19 protein-coding genes and 1 pseudogene are annotated in these 18,746 nt (G+C 56.7%); 8 read left to right on the top strand and 12 right to left on the bottom strand.

The window, feature by feature from the left end; genetic code table 11:
* The first annotated feature begins 128 nt into the window (after positions 1-128).
* Together ACVWZ1_RS12950 and ACVWZ1_RS12945 are read left to right on the top strand one after the other, a co-directional pair.
* Positions 129-839: a class I SAM-dependent methyltransferase gene (locus ACVWZ1_RS12950; RefSeq protein ID WP_011429577.1), complete on the top strand. Its 711-nt coding sequence runs from the start codon at positions 129-131 to the stop codon at positions 837-839.
* A 140-nt stretch (positions 840-979) separates the two neighbouring features.
* On the top strand, positions 980-1,522 hold the full coding sequence (locus tag ACVWZ1_RS12945) for an NYN domain-containing protein (protein WP_011429576.1): 543 nt from the start codon (positions 980-982) through the stop codon (positions 1,520-1,522).
* Here ACVWZ1_RS12945 and ACVWZ1_RS12940 read toward each other — a convergent pair.
* The 3 genes from ACVWZ1_RS12940 to ACVWZ1_RS12930 all read right to left on the bottom strand — a co-directional run bounded on the left by ACVWZ1_RS12940 (position 1,519) and on the right by ACVWZ1_RS12930 (position 2,593).
* On the bottom strand, positions 1,519-1,746 hold the full coding sequence (locus ACVWZ1_RS12940; protein WP_414418946.1) for a hypothetical protein: 228 nt from the start codon (positions 1,744-1,746) through the stop codon (positions 1,519-1,521). The two genes, ACVWZ1_RS12945 and ACVWZ1_RS12940, sit on opposite strands and share 4 nt — an antisense overlap.
* Positions 1,747-2,045: 299 nt before the next feature.
* The gene (locus tag ACVWZ1_RS12935) at positions 2,046-2,447 is read right to left on the bottom strand and encodes a YraN family protein (protein ID WP_011433700.1); all 402 of its coding nucleotides are present in this window, start codon (positions 2,445-2,447) and stop codon (positions 2,046-2,048) included.
* Between the two features lie 23 nt (positions 2,448-2,470).
* Complete coding sequence (locus ACVWZ1_RS12930) at positions 2,471-2,593, bottom strand: hypothetical protein (protein WP_011429573.1); 123 nt, start codon at positions 2,591-2,593, stop codon at positions 2,471-2,473.
* Between the two features lie 411 nt (positions 2,594-3,004).
* Here ACVWZ1_RS12930 and ACVWZ1_RS12925 point away from each other — a divergent pair, with 411 nt between their 5' ends.
* Together ACVWZ1_RS12925 and ACVWZ1_RS12920 are read left to right on the top strand one after the other, a co-directional pair.
* Positions 3,005-3,628 (top strand): TMEM165/GDT1 family protein, encoded by a 624-nt coding sequence (locus ACVWZ1_RS12925; RefSeq protein WP_414412424.1) that lies wholly within the window; start codon positions 3,005-3,007, stop codon positions 3,626-3,628.
* A gap of 82 nt (positions 3,629-3,710) precedes the next feature.
* Positions 3,711-4,952, top strand: a complete 1,242-nt coding sequence (locus tag ACVWZ1_RS12920; protein WP_457503611.1) for an RNA-guided endonuclease InsQ/TnpB family protein — start codon at positions 3,711-3,713, stop codon at positions 4,950-4,952.
* 18 nt (positions 4,953-4,970) lie between these two features.
* Here the strand turns inward: ACVWZ1_RS12920 and ACVWZ1_RS12915 are convergent, their stop codons facing one another.
* From ACVWZ1_RS12915 to mgtE, 3 genes are all read right to left on the bottom strand, one after another.
* On the bottom strand, positions 4,971-5,672 hold the full coding sequence (locus ACVWZ1_RS12915) for an MgtC/SapB family protein (protein ID WP_457503610.1): 702 nt from the start codon (positions 5,670-5,672) through the stop codon (positions 4,971-4,973).
* 27 nt (positions 5,673-5,699) lie between these two features.
* Positions 5,700-5,903 (bottom strand): DUF7219 family protein, encoded by a 204-nt coding sequence (locus ACVWZ1_RS12910; protein WP_238376758.1) that lies wholly within the window; start codon positions 5,901-5,903, stop codon positions 5,700-5,702.
* Between the two features lie 192 nt (positions 5,904-6,095).
* A complete protein-coding gene (mgtE, locus tag ACVWZ1_RS12905; RefSeq protein WP_457388953.1) occupies positions 6,096-7,475 on the bottom strand; it encodes a magnesium transporter in 1,380 nt (459 codons plus the stop codon).
* A gap of 923 nt (positions 7,476-8,398) precedes the next feature.
* On the opposite strand from mgtE, the gene wecB reads away from it, so the two are divergent.
* Complete coding sequence (gene wecB / locus ACVWZ1_RS12900) at positions 8,399-9,574, top strand: non-hydrolyzing UDP-N-acetylglucosamine 2-epimerase (protein ID WP_457503609.1); 1,176 nt, start codon at positions 8,399-8,401, stop codon at positions 9,572-9,574.
* Here the strand turns inward: wecB and ACVWZ1_RS12895 are convergent.
* From ACVWZ1_RS12895 to ACVWZ1_RS12880, 4 genes are all read right to left on the bottom strand, one after another.
* Complete coding sequence (locus ACVWZ1_RS12895; protein ID WP_457503608.1) at positions 9,563-9,781, bottom strand: TMEM14 family protein; 219 nt, start codon at positions 9,779-9,781, stop codon at positions 9,563-9,565. The two genes, wecB and ACVWZ1_RS12895, sit on opposite strands and share 12 nt — an antisense overlap.
* 73 nt (positions 9,782-9,854) lie before the next feature.
* Positions 9,855-10,061, bottom strand: coding sequence for a hypothetical protein (locus ACVWZ1_RS12890; protein WP_414358077.1), 207 nt, complete (start codon positions 10,059-10,061; stop codon positions 9,855-9,857).
* A gap of 323 nt (positions 10,062-10,384) precedes the next feature.
* Entirely contained in the window at positions 10,385-11,191 is an 807-nt protein-coding gene (locus ACVWZ1_RS12885; protein WP_457503607.1) for a PPC domain-containing protein, read from the bottom strand.
* Positions 11,192-11,354: 163 nt separating this feature from the next.
* Positions 11,355-12,581 carry a methionine gamma-lyase family protein gene (locus ACVWZ1_RS12880; protein ID WP_457503612.1) on the bottom strand — a complete coding sequence of 409 codons (1,227 nt, stop codon included), beginning with the start codon at positions 12,579-12,581 and terminating at the stop codon, positions 11,355-11,357.
* 943 nt (positions 12,582-13,524) lie between these two features.
* Here ACVWZ1_RS12880 and hpf point away from each other — a divergent pair.
* Entirely contained in the window at positions 13,525-14,097 is a 573-nt protein-coding gene (hpf, locus tag ACVWZ1_RS12875) for a ribosome hibernation-promoting factor, HPF/YfiA family (protein WP_414352005.1), read from the top strand.
* Positions 14,098-14,109: 12 nt separating this feature from the next.
* Positions 14,110-14,850 (top strand): urease accessory protein UreF, encoded by a 741-nt coding sequence (locus ACVWZ1_RS12870; protein WP_457503605.1) that lies wholly within the window; start codon positions 14,110-14,112, stop codon positions 14,848-14,850.
* Between the two features lie 40 nt (positions 14,851-14,890).
* Here ACVWZ1_RS12870 and ACVWZ1_RS12865 read toward each other — a convergent pair.
* Positions 14,891-16,155 (bottom strand): annotated as a pseudogene (locus ACVWZ1_RS12865) (RNA-guided endonuclease InsQ/TnpB family protein).
* 267 nt (positions 16,156-16,422) lie between these two features.
* Entirely contained in the window at positions 16,423-17,715 is a 1,293-nt protein-coding gene (locus tag ACVWZ1_RS12860; protein WP_457503604.1) for a D-alanyl-D-alanine carboxypeptidase, read from the bottom strand.
* 384 nt (positions 17,716-18,099) lie between these two features.
* On the opposite strand from ACVWZ1_RS12860, the gene ACVWZ1_RS12855 reads away from it, so the two are divergent.
* A complete protein-coding gene (locus tag ACVWZ1_RS12855; protein WP_414358452.1) occupies positions 18,100-18,627 on the top strand; it encodes a MarR family winged helix-turn-helix transcriptional regulator in 528 nt (175 codons plus the stop codon).
* The last annotated feature ends 119 nt before the right edge of the window (positions 18,628-18,746 follow it).

The raw sequence follows: 18,746 nt of genomic DNA, 5'->3' as shown, positions 1-18,746 counted from the left end.
TATGACCTAGATAAGTGGCGTGGGGCAGGAATGCCTAACCGTGAGGTTAGGAAGCCCGCGCTGTACCCGTAGGGTCAGCGTCGGGAGGATGTCACGTCCACAACCATCCACGACAAAGCCATCAACAGATGGAGTTACCACAAACTGGGGAACGCTGGGATCCCTACCTTGCTGCCGTAGCTGCTCGCTTCAATCGGGAGCTGGAAATTCAACTGGGTCGGCCAGGTTGGCAACTTCCCCCAGACCTGGAGCAACTGCCTTTTTGGCAAGCCCAGCAGCGGGATCACCTGCAAGAACGCCTCGGGATCCCCTTTTGGCAACTGCGTGCCCCCAAAAAACGGGAAGCCTGTTTGGATTTGGGCTGTGGGGTAAGCTTCCTGACCTATCCCTGGAACGATTGGCAAGCCTACTTTTACGGCCATGAGCTGAGCGGTGAGATTGTGCGCTTTATTCGCTCGCGGGCACCCCAGCTTAACTCCAAGCTGTTCAAGTCAATGCAACAGGGATCCGCCCACCATTTGGAAAACTACGAGTCGGAGCAATTTGATCTGGCCATTGCCACCGGATTTTTGTACTACTACCCGATTGAGTACTTCGACGCGGTTTGGGCAGAGTTGATGCGAGTGTTGCGACCGGCTGCACCTGTGATTATTGAAGTGGTCAATCCCGACTCGGTGTGGGCGGAACAATGGGGCCTCATCGAGCTATTCAAAGGCACCGAACCGATTTTCACCCCCCTAACGGAGTGGGAGCGGCGCATCGCAGCCTTGGGGGGCAAAATTCAGAAACAGGCCAGTGGCGAACTGTTCACCACCTATTGGATTCAGCGCAGACCGTGATCTGCTCACAACCGGGAAAGTATCGGAGCATTCGGAGTAGTGGGGTAACCTTTAAGGCTGGGTACTAAGATTAAAAATAAAATTAAGATAAAGATTAAGATTAAGAAGTGTGATCCCGGACAAGGGATCCACCGCCATCCATGCAAGCCTCCTCTCCCACCTTCCTCTTGGTTGATGGCTACAACATCATCGGAGCTTGGCCCACCCTGAGCCAGTTAGCGCGTCGCTCCCTGATGGAATTGGCCCGTCTGCGCTTGGTGGAATCTTTGGCCAACTATGTGGCCTTCCGGGGCTACCAGGCGACCGTGGTGTACGATGCCTACGCCCAACCCACTCCAGCCCGGCAAGAGCGCTCCCCTTCGGGTATCGAGATCCTGTATACCTCCTATGGCGAGACCGCCGACAGTTGTATTGAACGGCTGTGTGCCCAGTTGCAGAGGGATGGGTGTCGGGTACGGGTGGCTACCTCCGATCGTGTCCAGCAGTTGGTGATTGGCGGCTACAACGCCGAATGGGTCTCGGCAGAACAACTGTGGGATGAAGTGCAGCAGGCCCAGCAGCAGATCCGGCGCGTCCAACCAAAACGGCTATCGAGCAAGCGGGGCATTGATGCCTACTTGGATGCAGATACCCTCTCACGCCTAAACCGCTGGCGGCTGTCCGGCCAAGATCCCATGCGCTAAATGCCATCGTAGGGAACGGTGGGAGCTCCATACCAAAGATGCTCTTCATCTGGCGAGGCAGTGGGCAACTGCTCCTGTGAAGGATCCGCCGGAGCCAGCTCCCGCTCATCCACCAACACCAGCACCCGCACAACTCGATTTTTGGGCAATTGCTCCTGCGCCCGCATGGGCAAAATCAGTTGACCTTGGCTGTCGGTACGAGCCCAGAACTCATGTGCTTTCATGCTGTTTCCCAAAATCATGAGCCAATGAAGGGATCCCCAGGCCGGATCTTAGTGAGGATGATGAATGACCCCAGAAAGCTCCATCTGTTCTTCGTATTCAGATGAGTCGGAGAGGCTGGCCCAGCTTTATAGTTATTTTGATTCAAACTAGGACACTCTAGGACACTGCGTCAGGGTTGTGGAGCAATAGCGTTGCGGAGCAATAATGCGCGGGGCTAGAGGGCTTGTCTCAGCAGCCCAGGCATCTCACCTAACCTGAAACGGCCATAAGCTCCCACAGCATCTCGGATAAGCTTGCCTCAACAAATCTCAAAAGCCGCTGGCAGGTAATCAACCAAAGCGTAGCTTACCCCTTCCCTGGAGGCCCGACGTTCTATCAGCGCAACATCAAAACGGCAGGACAACTCGGAGAGGTGGGGATGCTGGCTCAAGAAGGCCTGGGCAGCCCGGATCAAGCGTCGCTGCTTGGGGATCCCAACCGCCAAAAGCCCGCCTCGATCCCAGCTACCGGGGCTACGGGTTTTCACCTCTACGAAAATCAGCACATCAGCTTTGTGGGCAACCAGATCCAGCTCGCCCCAAGGGCAGCGCCACCGCTGGGCCAGGATCTGCCAGCCCTGCTGACAGAGATATTGCCGCACCCAGCCCTCGCCGACGTTGCCTGTATTCTGGAGGGAAGCCCTTCTGGGCAAGGGATCCATAAAAAAATCACCAGCGCCCGGCTCTAATGAGCAGATCCATTGCCGTGATACTTGTCGGTGTCGTAAAAGCCGTTGCGGGTGCCGAAGTAGAAACTTGCCAGAGAGAGGACAAGAGCAACCCCCACCAAGACTAACTTTGCATCCACGTGGTTTTCCCCTGATTTTCTCCTCAACCGTGATCATAATAGCCTGCCGCTCCTTCACAATCCTCTGGTAAGCGATGCGCGGCACTGATATCGGCCAAGGCACAGCAAGTCTTGGGGGATCCCATTGGAGAGCTTTTCTTGAATGCTTGAATGAATGACTCCCACTGGGAGCTCAGCATGCTACCATTCAGATGGAAAGGGAGTAGTCAGGCGGCTTACCGCCCTCTGCATCGACATACTGGCTAAAAACAGCCCGGTGCAAGAGACAAAGCAAGCCCGGCAGGCTGCTTTGGTGACGAGACTTTCACTGAGTTCACGCGGAGGTGAGCTTGGTGAGTCCGTCTGACTTTCCCAGCCTTCACCTCTAGGTGTGAACCGATTCCACACACAAGAGAGGTTGGAGGCTAGACGATGTGGGCTGGTTTTGCGTCAAGTTTGCTGTTGGTTACGGTAGCAGAGTTTGGGGATAAAACCTTTTTTACCCCCCTGATTCTGGCTATGCGACACCCGCGCCGCTGGGTTTTCTTGGGAACATGGCTGGCTTTGGCCGTGATGACCTTGCTGGCGGTGGTGGCCGGGAAGGTGCTTTTCAAGCTGCTGCCACCCCTGGGCGTGCGAGTGTTATCGGCTGGGGTTTTTGCGGCTTTTGGGCTGAGAATGCTCTGGCAAGCTTACAAGATGACTCCCCAGCAGGAAAAAGAAGAAGAGGAAGAAGCCCTCAGGCTGGTGGAGCAGGCAGAAGAAAAAGGGGCGGGCCGCGGCGGTGCTTGGGCTGTGGTGTGGGAAGCCTTTAGCTTGACGGCCTTGGCCGAGTTCGGGGATAAAACCCAGATTGCCACCGTCTCCTTGGCGGCTACCCACCCGGGATTGAGTGTATGGGCAGGGGCTACCCTTGGCCATGGACTGATGGTGGGGCTGGCGGTGGTGGGAGGTCGTTTTTTAGCAGCTCACATCTCTGAACGCGCCGTGCATTGGGTGGGGGGCGGCTTATTTCTGGTGTTTGCGTTGCTGACCGGTTGGGAGTTGGCAGGATGAGGGATCAGCTAGAAATCGCAGGAGCCCCGCACTGTACCCGTAGGGTCAGTGTCGGGAGGAATGCGGAAGTTATGATAGAACCATGACCCAAGTCCTGACCGTCTCCTGCAAGCTCAAGGTGTCCCAGTCGCAAGCCGCAAAGTTGGATGCGACAATGGATGCCTTTGTGCAGGCGTTGAACTGGGTCAACCAAAACACACCAGAAAAAGTAGTCAACGCAGTCAAACTCCAGTCCCTTTGCTATTACCAGATTCGCGCTCGGTTTGGCTTGTCCAGTAACTTGGCAAGGACTACGTCCCGCTTACGCGACCAGCAGGTCTGCAGACGGCTGGCCGGTGCCCGTAAAGTTGCCCGACAGAAAAACCGCCCCGTCAAAGCGTTCAAGAGAGGCTTTGCGACCTACGATGCCCGTATCTTTTCGTTCCGCGAGAAAGACTGGACGGTGTCGCTGACCACCGTTGGGGGTCGAGAGCGCTTTGAGCTGGCGATTGGCCGTTACCAGAGAGAACAGTTGGCAGGCTCCAATCCCAAATCTGCCACTCTGGTCAAGCGCAAAGACGGTTCCTACTCCATTCAAATCTGTGTGGAAGCGGAGCCATCCCCACCGCAACGCACGGATAGAGTGCTGGGGGTGGATTTGGGCAGGACGGATATTGCTCATACAAAGGACTCCGTCCCGCTTGCGCGAACGGAAGGAGATAACTGGAATGGACAGCAGTTGAACAAAGTCCGAGACCATCACTTGCGGTTGAGGGCGGTACTTCAACGCAAAGCCAGTAAGGGCACCCGCAGTTCGCGGCGCAGATGCAGAGAACTGTTGCAACGGCTGTCTGGCAAGGAGAGACGCTTTCAGGCGTGGGTCAATCATCGCATCTCCAAAGCTATTGTCTCTAGGGCAAAGGCGACAAACAGCGCTATTGCTCTGGAAGACTTGACAGGGATCCGGAAAAGAGTCAATCAACAGCCACGCAGCAAGACAGAGCGTAGGCGGGCAAATAGTTGGGCGTTTTATCAACTCCGTCAATTTTTGGAGTACAAGGCTCTGCGTGGGGGGGTTGCTCTGATTCTTGTTCCGCCTGCCTACACGTCGCAGACCTGCCACCGGTGTTTGCACATTCATCCCGACCCTGCGCAATCCTATCGCAGTGGAAAGAAGTTTAAGTGTGGGCACTGTGGATGGGAAGGGGATGCGGATTTGAATGGTGCGAATGTGATTGCGCTTTTGGGGGCTGCTGTAAACCAGCCTAGAGGTTCGGGCCTGTTTTGTTCTCTGGTAGGGCAGAGCAGGCTCAGGGCTACTGAAAGCCCGCTCCGTACCGCTTAGCGGTCGGAGTCGGGTAGTTTACCCAAATTCCTGTTCGATGATCCGCCATCGGGCAGTGATCACGCCTGGCTCTAGGCTGAGGCGGCTGACGACAAGTTCTAGGGCCTGGTCATCGCGAGTCTGGGTGACTAGCTCTGCTTCGACTTTGACCAGATCGGGCTTGTCCTCCAGGTCTTCGCTGTAGAGGGCGCGCAGTTTGAGATGGGTGGGAGCTATACCCTGCAGGAGCAAGGCGCGGATGTGGGCCTCTGCTTGGCTTTTGCAGACAAATGAACACTCATAGACCAGTTCCAGTTCTGTGCCTTTCAAAGGCTGCTGGTTGATGCGGTAGCCCAGTGGACGCAGCACAACGTTGGAGATCAACACAGCTCCGGCCCCAATGGCAGCTTGGGGAATGTACCCCGATCCGGCAAAGGCTCCCACCGCGGCTGCACACCAGATGGTGGCGGCGGTGTTCAGGCCACGGACGCTGGCTCCTTCCTTGAGGATCACGCCACCGGCCAAAAAGCCAATCCCCGATACCACTTGGGCCGCAATACGGGTCGGGCTGCTTTCATCAGGGGTGAGAACCGAGAGCATGACAAACAAAGCTGCACCCGTGGCCACCAGGGTATTGGTGCGCAAGCCGGCCATGCGCTGCCGCCACTGTCGCTCCAGGCCAATGAGGGATCCCAGGACAAAGGCAACGGCCAAACGCAAGGTGAAGTCAATCCAGGTCATGCTCCGGTTCTCGTGAAAGGATAAAGTTTAGCCATCCTCATCTGGGATCCCAAGGGCAGTGGCTTCCTGTTGCAAGGTTTGCCAGAGGGCTTCCAGTTGAGCAAAGGCGGATTCTGGGGCCAGCTTACCACCTGTTTCTAAAGCACAGGTTATGCCCACCCGATAGGCATACTGCTGCAGCCGTGACCGAAATTGAGCAGCAGCCAAGGGAGATAGAACTTTCAAGGTCATGGCACACCTCCTAAATGTTTGCTGTAACCCTTCGTTGGTCAAAGGACACCTCGTAAAAGTGCTCTGCGCCGCCGTCGCGATGGCCTTGTGGCGAGACTCTGAAAGGCTGATTTCTCAAGAAGGGCTGGATTATTCGTTCCTGGAACGCGCTTTGCCGGTGAGGTGCCCCCTGGATCCAGCGCCGGCGCAGCCCTAGAACTCCACTTCAACCCCGACTAGCCAAGCCACCAGGGTGAAATACACCCAGAGGCCGGTGAAGTCTTTAATGGTGGTGATAAAAGGATCCGCTCCCGGAGCGTGGTCAAAGCCCAGCTTTAACATCACCCAGGGCAAAATGGCGCCCAAGATAGCCCCCAAAGTGAGGACAATGGCCAGAGCCAAGCCCACCGCTAGACCCAATTGTGGGATCCCATTCGGTGCCCCCTGCCAGAAGTAGGCAATCACCCCAGCCGCAACTCCTAGGATCCCGCCAATAATGGCGCCGATGCTGGCTTCCCGCAGCAAATAGGGGAGAAACTGCCGCACGTTGATGTGGCCCCAAGCCAAGCCACGGGCAAAGATGGTCGTAGATTGGGTGCCGACATTACCGCCCATATCCATGACCAAGGGGATGAAAATAGCCGCTGCCGTCACCGCCTCCAACACTTCCTCAAAGGTTTGGATCACTCCCCCCACCACCATGCCGCCAATCAAGGTGATGATTAAAAACGTGATGCGCAGGCGGACGGCATACCAACGGGAGCCTTTAACCAGGCGCTCGCTCCAAACCTTGTCTCGGCTGAGCAAGTTGCCCACCCCTGCTTGGGCCAGAGCGGCGTCGGTGGCTTCTTCTTCCACCAAGTTGATGACATCTTCAAAGGTGATATCTCCCACCAAGCGCCCTTCCGTATCCACCACCGGAATGGCCGGCAAGCCGGAATCTTTGAGCAAACGGGCTGCCTGGAGATCCCGGTCGGTAACCCGAGCAAAAATATCCGATCCCTCAATCAGCTCCCGAATGGGCAAATCCGGATCTGCTTTCACGAGGCGCACGGTGCGAACCAAACCTTTGTAGAACCGCTGATCGTCCACCACAAAAATCACATCCAGCTCATCGTCTCCCAGTTGAGAGTCCCGCACGCTGGCCAGAGCAGCCCCGACGGTGATGGTATCCCGTACCGACAAGTAGCGCAGGTTCATCAGCCGACCGGCACTGCGCTCTGGATAACCCAGCAAGATATTCACTGCTTCCCGAGCTTCTGGGCTGAGGTTGGCAATGAGGCGCTTGGTTACTTTGGCCGGCAACTCCTCAAACAGACGTACCCGCTCATCAGGTGGCAGAGCTTCTATGAGCTGGATCACTTCTGGGCTTTCCATGCTGCGAATGAGATCGGCCTGCTCTTCGGGCCGCAGATACTCAAACACTGCAATGGCTCTGTCTTTTTCCAGCAAGCGAAAAGCCAGTACCCGCTGCCGAGGTGAAATCTCCATCAACTGCTGCACCAGCTCGGCAATGGGAGCGCGGTTGGCCTCTCGCTTGGCGGCTTCCAAGGAAGCAGGGGTTAGGAGATCGCGAAGAACGTTGTGCCGCATGATAAACCTCCGAACGTTGGGGTCAGCCGGGATGAAGAGAACCAGGAGGTCAACAGCCAACCGGTGCTCCGAGGCTCACAGGGAAGCCCTGAAACCCTTGGATGGCCGCGCAGCAAGCCGTAGGTCTAGCGCCAGGCCTCCAAGCCCAGCTTGGATCGCAAGCGCCCAAGCCGATAAGAGGGACTCCAAGGGATCCCCAGGCCTGCGGAAACCTCAAAACCCGCAACGGGAAAGTCAAGGGGAATCCCCTCGGAATTACTCCTGATCTCCCCTTTTCTGAACAGGGCTGCACAAACCCATTGCTCAGGTAAGGCTCTGCTCAGCTCATCTGTTCGTCGCCGACTGAGAGAGCCACCCAAGTCAAAAGCTAGCCGGGAAAACTCTCCCACCCCTTCGCGTTGGCGAAACGGGATCCTCTCAAGCGACGACAGAAGCTGTCAGCGGGGAAAAGGAAGACACCAGTGAGAGCCCAATCTTCAAGAACGTGCTCCTCGAAGACCATCCACTGGTGGCTGGCGCTACAACTACCGGAAGCGTCCATGCTGTTGAACGTTTTCCTCCAAAAAGGTTAACCGAAACAACCCGGACAGCCAGAAGAGGATCTCTTCAGCCCCCTTTAGGCTAGTTGCAGGAGTGGGATCCCGTCAACCCTTTTTCTCCAGCTCATCCGGTGAAAAATTGGTGGGGCAGCTGGAGGGGTAAGATCGGGGTGAGCAGCAATAGCCCCCTTGTGGTTCCTCTCGTCTCGACATTGCCCTCAGCCTGACTCAGCAGAGTCCACACCCCGGTGGCTTGCGACCTTGAGCAACCCACGCCCTTCGCCGCCTCTGTTTTGTTAGTGGTTTTTGTTAGTGGTTTGTTGGTGGCCTTGCTTCAATGAGCTGCGCTTCCCATCTCCTACAGGTGCCGATGTCCTTGAGCTTATGGCCTCTCTTCCCCTCGTTGCCGTGATCTTGGGCACACGGCCCGAAGCCATTAAGCTGGCCCCGGTGATCCAAGCTCTGCGTGCCAGTCCCCATCTGCGCACCGAGCTGATCTTGACCGGACAACACCGGGAAATGGTGGATCAGGTGATGCGGCTATTCGGTCTGCAAGCGGATCGGGATCTGGCGATCATGCGCCCCCGCCAAAGCTTGACAGACATTACCGAAGCCACCTTGCGGGGCCTGGAACTCTACTTTCAAGAGCAACATCCTCAACTGGTTTTGGTGCAGGGAGATACCACCACCGCCTTTGCGGCTGCCTTGGCAGCTTTCTACCACCGCATCCCGGTTGGGCATGTGGAAGCCGGACTGCGCACCGATGATCTCTACAATCCTTTCCCCGAAGAGGCCAATCGCCGCCTGATCTCTCAGTTGGCCAGCCTGCACTTTGCCCCTACCCCCCAAGCCGTTGACAACCTGAAGCGAAGCCACGTGGTGGGATCCATCCATTGCACCGGCAACACTGTCATCGACGCCCTACTGCAAGTGGCCTCCCAAGGGATCCCCTGCCCCATTCCCGGGCTGGACTGGCAGCGCTACCGTGTCCTGTTGGTTACCGTGCACCGGCGGGAAAATTGGGGGGATCCCTTAACTGCCATCGGCAAGGCTCTGCTGCAGATTTTGGCCGAGTTTCCCGATACTGCCCTTCTTTTGCCCCTCCATCCCAACCCCTTGGTGCGGGATCCCCTGCAAGCCCTGTTGGGATCCCATGAGCGGGCCTTTCTCACCGAGCCTCTGGACTATCCCCTCTGGGTGAGTGCCATGCAGCGCTGTACCCTCATCCTCAGCGACTCCGGCGGCATTCAAGAAGAAGCCCCTGCCCTGGGCAAACCGGTGCTGGTGCTGAGGCAGACCACCGAACGTCCTGAAGCGATTGCTGCCGGCACCGCCCGCTTGGTGGGCACCCATCCCGAAGGGATCCTGAAGGCAGCCCGAGAATTGCTCACAGACCCGCAAGCTTATGCCCGCATGGCCCAAGCCCAAAACCCCTTTGGCGATGGCACCGCCGCCCGGCAGATTTGCCACATCATCGAGCGGTGGTTTAATCCGCAAAGCCGCTCTGAAAGACTACGCAACACTGGTCGCTTTAGCGGGACGGAGTCCCTACGAAGCTGAACTTTGCCCAGCATGGAGAGGAGAGAGCAAAGAGAAGAGATTTCTTCCTCTCACTCCTCCCTTCTCACTCCTCGCCCCTCGGTACTCAAAAGGCTGGTTGTGAAGGACTGCACGGCCAAGTTCAGTCAGTTCGAGACCCAGTACGTGCCCCCCGACCAGAGACTTGGAGCTTTTGCCCTTCACATAGCCGATTGCTCCGCCCACCAAAAGCAGTGCCCCCTAGACCAGCAAGGTGATCTGTGCGGTCAGCATGATGGGGAAAACCTTGTCCTCTCCGGGCTTAATCCACAAGGATATCGCGAATCAAGGGCAGGCGAATGCTGATGTAGCGGTTGAGAATCGAAGCATCGACACTGCTGAGGGCCTGTTTTTTTTGACAAGCGCTCAGAAGCAGATTCACCAAGTCATCGTCACGCTTTGTGAGCCAATCTGGCCTGCCAATCTCGCTGACCAAAGACCAAAACTGGCGTACCATTTCAGGAGTCATGGCATCCATTTTGTGGAGATAGGGGCTGAACTGCAAAAGAATGGTCTAGGCCATCGATCTGATTCTAGAAAAAAGACGTCATCCACGAGGACAATATTTCGGCTCCGTCACAACTTAGGATAAGATGTCACGCTTTCCCACAAAGCTCAGCAAGCAGTGCCCCTTCCGGCTTTGTGAGGATCTTAGGAGGGTAAACCGGCAACTCCTGACGTGTATCAACATTCATTAGGCGTTAAAAAACGATGATTCCTGTCAAAATCTCGACATCAGCACCAGAAGATCCGCAAGCCCCCTTATCCAAGCTTCCAGATAGGGAGTAGATGCTAGCGCAAGGTGTACTGTAACCCATAGGCTCCTTCCTCTCCCGGCTTATGGGTGTTGGCCCGCAGGGTGTAGGTGCCGGTGCGGGGCAGAAAGGCAATCATGAGAGCATCGGTTCCACCACCTTGGTCATCATCCCAAGCCATGACTTCTCCACTCGGATCCAGCAGTTGCAAGAAGGCATCCAAATCAGAGCTGGTCATGGAAGCGATCAGGATCTGGCCGGCGCGGGCGGCAATGGGGTATTCGTCCATCCAACTGCCATCCTCGGGGTGCTGAAGGGATCCCTCCTGCAGACGGCCCGATAGGCTTTGCTGCCAATCTATCTGGGTGAGGACATAGGTGAGCCGGTAGTTGCCGGTGGATTCGGGCTCAAAGCTGGTGGCCCGCAAGGTGTAGGTGCCTCCCTCCGGCAGACGCACCGCCAACAGGGCATTCACATCTGGGCCAGAGTCATCGTTAAAGCCGATCACCCGCCCTTGGCCGTCCACCAGCTCCAGGTAAGCATCAAAATCTTCGCTCTCTAGGGCCGCAATTAAAATCTGCCCCGGCTCAGCGGTGATGGGGATCCCATCCCAAAAGCTGCCGTACTGGCGGCTGACTTGATCTCCCACCTCCAGCGCTCCCGTCACGGTTTGGCTGCCTCTCCACAGAGCAGAACGGGTCAGCGCAGATCCCACCGGCAAGCCGCTCTCTCCCACCCGATCCAGCAGCCGACAGCCGCCGGCCAACCCCAATGCCACCAGAGCCAGAGTCAAACGGGATCCCCAACGGCGAGGAGATGCGCAAGAACGATACCAGCTTAACATCGGAAGGGATCCCTAAAGAATGGCAACTGTAGACTGATCCTACCCCCTGATTGATTGAGCGAAAAGTTGGTCAGAGACGACAACTTCTGCCAACTTCGTGCTGAGTTTTGAGGTTGTTGGCTTGCCCCTTCCTTGCTGTTTCAGCCGAGAGCAAACTGTTGGCCTACAGGGTTTCCCAAGCTTGCAAGACGGCTTCTAGGGCCAGCCGCCCATGGTAGAGATGGGTTCCCCCCTGCAAGTAGACGGTGTAGGGATCCCGCATCGGCCCATCGGCAGACAGCTCGGCGCTGCTCCCGGCAATAAAGGTGCCTGCTGCCATCACCACCGGGTCTGCATAACCGGGCATCACCTCCGGAACTGGGGTGAGGTAGGAATCCACAGGAGAACTGTTTTGAATGGCGTGGCAAAAGGCCTGCAGCTTTTGCGGGGATCCCAATTGAATGGCCTGGATGATATCGGTGCGGGGAGTTTGAGGCAGAGGCGAGACCGGGTAGCCCAAATCAGAAAACACCTGCGCCGCCAGATGGGCGATCTTCACCGCTTCGGCCACCATCTGCGGGGCCAAGAACAAGCCTTGAAACAGAAGGCGGTTGAGATCCAAAGTCGCCCCCCCTTCAGAACCAATGCCCGGAGCCGTCAGCCGACAAGCGGCTTGCTCCACCAGCTCTGCCCGCCCGGCCACATAGCCCCCGGCGGGAACAAGGGTGCCCCCCGGATTTTTGATCAGGGATCCGGCAATCAGATCTGCGCCCACATGGGTTGGCTCCTGGGTTTCCACAAATTCGCCGTAGCAATTGTCCACAAAAACGACAACTTCGGGGTTTTGCGCTTTGACCATTTGGATCATCTCGGCAATCTGGGCAATGGAAAAGCTGGGCCGCCAATCGTAGCCACAGGACCGCTGAATGTGAACCAAGCGGGTTTGCGGTCTGAGGGCGGTTTTCAGGGCCTGCCAATCGACAGTTCCCTCCCGCAAATCCAACTGGCGGTAACCGATGCCAAACTCCCGTAGGGATCCCCGCCCGGAACCCCGCAGGCCGATGACCTCCTCAAGGGTGTCGTAGGGGGGGCCGGTAATGCTCAGCAGCTCATCCCCCGGACGCAGCACCCCAAACAAAGCACAGGCGATGGCATGGGTACCAGACACCATCTGCAGCCGCACCACCGCTGCCTCACAGCCCATAATCTGGGCAAACACCCGATCCAAAACCTGCCGCCCCTGGTCGTCGTGGCCATACCCCGACACCCCGGCAAAGTGATGGGATCCCACCCGCTGCTCGCGAAAGGCCCGCAACACCCGCGCCAGGTTCTCTCTGAGGGTCTTCTCCACCGCCTGAAACTGCTCCTGTAGAGCCTCTTCTGCTCTGTCCAAAAGCTCTGCCGCCTTCAACGGGATCCCTCTGCCCACACCGTCTGCCTCACCTTTCGCACACCAAGGCGATTCCGAGAGTAGCATTTTAGCCACCCCCAAAAGAGCTGGTCTTTTCCCCCCAGCTTCCCAATAAGACTGCGCCGGCAGAACGGAGTTCCAACTTCTTATGTAGCTCTCCGAATAGAAACCTTACGGCATGGAACAGCGGACAACAGGCTTGCCAAAGCCAATACCAACAGCGACAATACCCCTCAAATTGAAAGCCCCATATTGATAAAAAGCTTAATTTATGTCAATATCCCTTCATTTTTCCTATCAAGCGCCATCCAATCGAGATTCTGCTAAGCTGTGGAGTAACACCAACATACGGTAAGCGGAGAACTGGAGCATTTGGATTGCCGAGTTATGGGCAGTCCGGCATGGGTTTGGTTTCTCAAAAGCAGGTCAGAGTTAGAGACGTTGTTTAATCAACTTAAAATCCAGCTTGGAAAGCTTTTTAGTAGGCTGGATCTGTCTATGGGTTTGATGATAGATTTGTCTTTTGGGTTAACCCATTGACCTGGGAACTTGCAACTTAAGCTCGAAAGAACTTTTCCCAAAAGCACCCAATACGGCCAACTAGGAGTCTATGTCTTGCATAACAGGGATCCCGCTTATCCGCAAAACTCCCAAGATTTGGGAAAAATCAGGAATTCAAGATCTCCTTAAACATTAAGAGAGCCTAAATTTATTCTTAACCTCTGGCAGAGATCCCAGAGAGAGATGTTAACTTAGACTTAACCCAAGAGGTTAGTGCCACTCCCAAAGCCGATCTGCTCACCCTTGATGACAGGGCTTCGTTTTTGCAAATTAAAGGGCTGAGGTCGCCCGTGAGCTGGGGTCGCTTTCGAAAGCCAGAGGGATCCCAGGTGGGGGTGAGGCGCTATCTCAGGTATAAACCGACATGACTGGGAGAGTCCTCATGACTAAGCTTGTGATCCAAGGGAAAAACGTCGAGATTACCGACGCCATCCGCAGCTACGTTCAAGAAAAAATTGAGCGTGCTGTCAGTCATTTTGCCCAGATCACCAGTGAGGTTGATGTCAATCTATCGGTAGCCCGCAACCCCCGTATCAGTGCCAGCCAATCTGCCGAAGTGACCGTCTACGCCAATGGCACCGTGATCCGGGCGGAAGAAAGCAGCGAAAACCTCTATGCCAGCATCGACCGTGTGGCCGACAAGCTGGCCCGCAAGTTGCGCAAATACAAAGAACGGAACGGCATTCACCGCGTCCGCCACACCCCCAAAACCTCCGTGGCAGTGGCCCAGCAGCCCGCCACCGATCCGCTAAATACGGAACGGCAAGCGGAGTTACCGGCAGAGGTGGTGCGCACCAAGTACTTCGCCATGCCACCCATGACGGTTCAGGAAGCGTTGCACCAGTTGGAGCTAGTGGATCACGACTTCTACGTTTTCCGCAATATCGAAAATGGCGAGATCAACGTTATCTACGTCCGCAACCACGGTGGCTACGGCCTGATCCGCCCCCGCTAAAGCTTCGCGAAAATGCGTGGTGAATTTTCCCCCCGACTTGCTTCTCTAGGATCCAGCGGCGCTTTCTATCTGTTGCTACAGCTCACCGATTCTGCCCTGCCGATTGGGGCCTATTCCCACTCCTGGGGCTTGGAAGCTGCCGTTCAAGCGGGGCAACTTCGGGATCGGGCCAGGGTGCAGCAATATCTGCTGGGGGTTTTACACATGGGCCTAGCCCCCACCGAGGGCAGAGCCTGTGCCTTGGCCCATCGTCTGTCCCGATTGGGAGCCGAGTCAGGAGTGGAGAAACTGCAGCAGCAACTGCAAGCAACCCGTTGGGCGGCAGAACCGCGCCAAGCCAGCTTGGATTTGGGCAAACGCCTAGCTCAACTGGCAGAACGCACCTGGGGAATCTCCGTCCCCAAAGCAGAGGGAGAGCCACTGCATCATTCCTTGGTGTTCGGCTGGATCTGCGCTCAGGCGGGCATTGGGCTGGAAGATACCCTGCGTGCCTTCTTGTTCTCCTCCCTCACCGGGTTGGTCTCGGCGGCAGTGCGCTTGGTGCCTTTGGGGCATACCGAGGGGCAAAGCCTGCTGGCCCAATTGTATGAGCCGATCGAGGCAGTGGTGCATCAGGAGATTCTGCCGGTCATGAAGCGAGCCGAAAGGCCAAACCTCCCCCTCGGCTGGCCGCCCCTAAGCAGCTTCACCCCTCTACAAGAACGGGATTGTCAAGCCCACCAACACCTCTATTCCCGCCTTTTTCAATCGTAAACTACCCACACTCATGCTGATGCAAAGCGCTCCGCGCCGCTCAAGCGAAAGAGTGCGGGCTTTCAGTAGCCCTGAGCCTGTTATGCTCTCCCAGAGAACAAAACAAACCCGTTCGCGAAGCGAGCCGTAGGCTTAACCTCTGGGCTGGTTTACGGCAGCCCCCAAAAGCGCAATTACGTTTGCACCATTCCAGTCCGCATCCCCTTCCCATCCACAGTGCCCACACTTAAACTGCTTCCCACTGCGATTTTGCTACGCAACGCTGACGCGACAGGATTGCGCAGGGTCGGGATGGATGTGCAAACACCTGTGACAGGTCTGCGACGTGTAGGCAGGCGGAACAAGGATCAGAGAAACCCCTGCAACTCTCGCCTTGTATTCCAGAAACTGCCTCAGTTGGTAGAACGCCCAACTGTTGGCCCTGCGCCGCTCGGCTTTGCTGCGGGGTTGTTGGTTGATACGCTCCCGTATCCCTGTCAAGTCCTCTAAAGCAATAGCGCTGTTTGTGGCCTTTGCCCTAGAAACAATAGCTTTAGAGATGCGATGATTGACCCACGTTTTTGCTACGCAACGCTGACGCGACTGAAAGCGTCTCTCCTTGCCAGACAGCCGTTGCAACAGTTCTCTGCATCTGCGCCGGGAACTGCGGGTGCCCTTACTGGCTTTTTGCTGGAGTACCGCTCTCAGCTTGGAATAACGGTCTCGTATTTTGCTCAACTGCTGTCCATTCCAGTTGTCCCCCTCTGACGTATGGGCAATATCTGTCCTTCCCAAATCCACGCCTATTACCCGAGCTGTGTTCTGCCGCTCCGGTAACTTTGCTTCCACGCAAATCTGGATGGAGTAGGAACCGTCTTTGCGCTTGACCAGAGTGGCCGATTTGGGATTGGAGCCTGCCAACTGTTCTCTCTGGTAATGACCAATCGCCAGCTCAAAGCGCTGTCGACCCTCCACCGTGGTCAGCGACACCGTCCAGTCTTTCTCGCGAAATGAAAAGATACGAGCGTCATAGGTAGCAAAGCCCCCCTTGAACGCTTTGACCGGACGGTTTTTCTGTCGGGCAACTTTACGAGCACCTGCTAGCCGTCTGCAGACCTGTACGGCCAAGTTACTGGACAAGCCGAACCGGGCACGGATTTCGCGGTAGCACAGAGATTGAAGTTTAACGGCGTTAACGATCTTCTCCGGTGTGTTCTGGTTCACCCAGTTCAAGGCTTGGCCGAAGGCATCCAAGGTCGCATCCAACTTTGCGGCTTGCGACTGAGACACCTTGAGCCTGCAGGAAAGGGTCAGGACTTGGGTCATACCCTTACGGTACCTCATCAAAGTGCATTCCTCCCGACCCTCGCCCTGTGGGCAGAGGGCGGGGCTCCTGCGCTAGTAAGCTGAGACTTCAATCACCAGCTTCCCGTACTGCTTAGCCACCGCCTTCAGCAGCTCTTTGAAGGCTCCATGCGCCCAAGTCAGTAGCGAGCGCACTACTCTGCCCTGCATAGCTGCAAGGCCGCAATCTCTCGCCCCCTAACGGGAAGTGGGGGAGAGGTACATAAAGAAGAAGTCTAATTGTCGGCATTAGCGGCGAAGGGGCTCGGAAATGGCCGCCACCTCCCGCAGAAACTGATCCTGTTGTTGGCTCAAAATGCCCAGGTCGGGGCCTTGGTTGAGCAGGATAAAGCGGTTGCCATCCGGCAATTGCCCCATCATCATCAGCCGATCCGCAGCGGATCCCACCTGAGCCACCGTGCCTGGGGGCAAGGTGCGCGCCTGCAGGGTGCTGTGGCCAATGCCCGCTCTGGGCAAGATCCGAGTCGGATCCCCGTCCGTGAGATCCACCAACTGCTCCCAGAGGTGAGCTAGGGCGCGAGGGGAGAGGTACAGGGCTTGCCCCCTTTGTCCAAAGCGAATGTCTTGCTCGGCGGGGGCCATGTCGGGATCCAGGCGGGAAATGGGCTGAGCCACCAACCGCTGCCGCAGGTACTCCAGCAGGGCTGTTTTGCCCCCCAGTTCCGCCAACAGGGCTTCTGCCATAGTCCGGTCGTTGCTGCCGTTGAGGATTTGCAACAGGGATCCCAGGCGTAGCGAGGTATAACGAGCCAAGCAGTGGGCGTCCGCGGGCAGGGCTGTCAGGGTTGACACCGAGCCGCGAATGGCAACCGGGTGGGGCTGTTGCGTATCGCTGAGGAGCTCTGCCAAACGCCGAGCACCGGCCAAAGGATCGGGTTGGCCCAGCAGGTGGAAGGGGGACAACACCTTCACATCCCCGTCGATCTGGCGAATGTTGAGGCTATGCAAATGGTGGGCCAGCTCTGCCACATTCGCTTCCGTGAAGTAGGGATCCCCGCCACCCACCAGGATCAAATCTCCCGTCAAGCGATGGCCCAAAAGATGGCCTGTGGTGTAGAACCGGGTCTCAAAGCGACGTTCATAGCCCCAAGTCTCCAGGGCCATCAAGCTGATGGCCAACTGATCCAAGGCTCCCACCGGCAAAGGCCGATCCGATAAATGCTCCGCTAACAGATCCCCTTCCGGTGTCCAGAGCAGGATCCCCTGTTGAGAGAGCGCTCCCCCTTGGGCTGCCAATCCCTGCAAAAAGCCGGACAAGACCGGAGCATAAGGGGAATCTTCCCACTCCGGCGATTGGGCACGAGGCCACCAGGGGGGAAGGCCCGGAGTTCCACTTGGGGAAGGCAGCGGCGGCGGTGGGGTGGGGATGGGGGGGAAAGGATTCTGAGCCGATGTGGGAAACTCGACTTCGGCACCCGTGCGATTGCTCCAGCAGGCCCCCAAGGCCAAAGCACCGGCCAACGGGATCCCTGCCCAGAGGAAACGACGATGGGGGCGCAACCCCTGTGGGATAAGCGGCATGACGACCTCACCAAAGACACTTGCAAAAGACGACAGGCTGGCAAGACTTGACGCTACTCTAGTGCCATCCGAACTGCCTTTGCAAATCTCTGTGGCAGCCTCTTCCAGCGCTATCGACTCCAGTTCATGCGAGCCCATCTTTTGCTTGGCAGGGATCCCACTCGGCTGTAGCCTGATGCGAAGCCAGAAAATGCTGTGTTGCCTGATGGATATCCTTTGCAACGGCAATGGCTGCAGATCGTCCGTTGGCTGTGCAAGGGCTAGGCTGTACTGGAGAGGGTGGGAGATGGCTCATACACTCGTGCAGAACGGATCGCAAGCTCCTTCTCTCCTGAGTAAAAGATAAAATAGGGCGATTTAGACTCTAAGCATTCCAGGCCGCCAATGGGAAACAGTCCAACCAAAGTAAGAGTTCAATCGGAAAAACAGGCTTTCCTAGAACGGTGGCATGACATTCTCGCCCCCAACTCCTTGGGCTATCGCATTCGATTGTTGTCTCAATTGGTGCGGCGGAAGTTCCAGTCCTATTTAGAGCCTTTTGGCCTAACCATCTCCCATTGGGTGGTGCTCTGCTGCCTCTGGGAAGAAGACGGGATCCCGACTTCCACCATTTGTGAGCGCCTGCAGCAGTTGGGGGGCACCATGACCGGGGTGTTGGATGGCATGGAAAAACGGGAGCTGATCCGGCGGCAGCGGGATCCTGAGGATCGGCGGATTTGGCGAGTCTACCTCACACCGGCAGGAGAGGAGCTGAAAGACGTTTTGCCCCCTCTGATTTGGCAGTTGCGGGAGCAAACCTACGGCTGTCTCAGCCCAGAAGAACGGGCAACCCTCTCGCGGCTGGTGGATCGGCTGATCGCCCATTTGTCAGTGGATCCAGAGGCGGCTGTATTGTCAGAGCCAAGCCAATAGTCTTTGGTCTTCATGGGTCGTGTTGGTAAACTACCCCCGCCTAAAGGCGGGAGCTTTCAGTAGCCCTAGAGTCGGCAAGCCAACCCTGGACCTCTAGGCTGGTTTACAAAGGCAGCCCC

The organism is Thermostichus sp. MS-CIW-25 (assembly GCF_054060015.1).
Note: the sequence above shows the minus strand (reverse complement) of the source record. Positions and strands in the feature narration are given on the sequence as shown.

What these genes read in the sequence shown, in the direction of transcription:
- ACVWZ1_RS12950 (WP_011429577.1), top strand. Translation starts at nt 129, where the DNA reads ATGGAGTTACCACAAACTGGGGAACGCTGGGATCCCTACCTTGCTGCC.
- ACVWZ1_RS12860 (WP_457503604.1), bottom strand. Translation starts at nt 17,715, where the DNA reads ATGCCGCTTATCCCACAGGGGTTGCGCCCCCATCGTCGTTTCCTCTGG.
- ACVWZ1_RS12870 (WP_457503605.1), top strand. Translation starts at nt 14,110, where the DNA reads ATGCGTGGTGAATTTTCCCCCCGACTTGCTTCTCTAGGATCCAGCGGC.
- wecB (WP_457503609.1), top strand. Translation starts at nt 8,399, where the DNA reads ATGGCCTCTCTTCCCCTCGTTGCCGTGATCTTGGGCACACGGCCCGAA.
- hpf (WP_414352005.1), top strand. Translation starts at nt 13,525, where the DNA reads ATGACTAAGCTTGTGATCCAAGGGAAAAACGTCGAGATTACCGACGCC.
- ACVWZ1_RS12925 (WP_414412424.1), top strand. Translation starts at nt 3,005, where the DNA reads ATGTGGGCTGGTTTTGCGTCAAGTTTGCTGTTGGTTACGGTAGCAGAG.
- ACVWZ1_RS12855 (WP_414358452.1), top strand. Translation starts at nt 18,100, where the DNA reads ATGGGAAACAGTCCAACCAAAGTAAGAGTTCAATCGGAAAAACAGGCT.
- ACVWZ1_RS12945 (WP_011429576.1), top strand. Translation starts at nt 980, where the DNA reads ATGCAAGCCTCCTCTCCCACCTTCCTCTTGGTTGATGGCTACAACATC.
- ACVWZ1_RS12910 (WP_238376758.1), bottom strand. Translation starts at nt 5,903, where the DNA reads ATGACCTTGAAAGTTCTATCTCCCTTGGCTGCTGCTCAATTTCGGTCA.
- ACVWZ1_RS12920 (WP_457503611.1), top strand. Translation starts at nt 3,711, where the DNA reads ATGACCCAAGTCCTGACCGTCTCCTGCAAGCTCAAGGTGTCCCAGTCG.
- mgtE (WP_457388953.1), bottom strand. Translation starts at nt 7,475, where the DNA reads ATGCGGCACAACGTTCTTCGCGATCTCCTAACCCCTGCTTCCTTGGAA.
- ACVWZ1_RS12935 (WP_011433700.1), bottom strand. Translation starts at nt 2,447, where the DNA reads ATGGATCCCTTGCCCAGAAGGGCTTCCCTCCAGAATACAGGCAACGTC.
- ACVWZ1_RS12885 (WP_457503607.1), bottom strand. Translation starts at nt 11,191, where the DNA reads ATGTTAAGCTGGTATCGTTCTTGCGCATCTCCTCGCCGTTGGGGATCC.
- ACVWZ1_RS12890 (WP_414358077.1), bottom strand. Translation starts at nt 10,061, where the DNA reads ATGACTCCTGAAATGGTACGCCAGTTTTGGTCTTTGGTCAGCGAGATT.
- ACVWZ1_RS12940 (WP_414418946.1), bottom strand. Translation starts at nt 1,746, where the DNA reads ATGAAAGCACATGAGTTCTGGGCTCGTACCGACAGCCAAGGTCAACTG.
- ACVWZ1_RS12915 (WP_457503610.1), bottom strand. Translation starts at nt 5,672, where the DNA reads ATGACCTGGATTGACTTCACCTTGCGTTTGGCCGTTGCCTTTGTCCTG.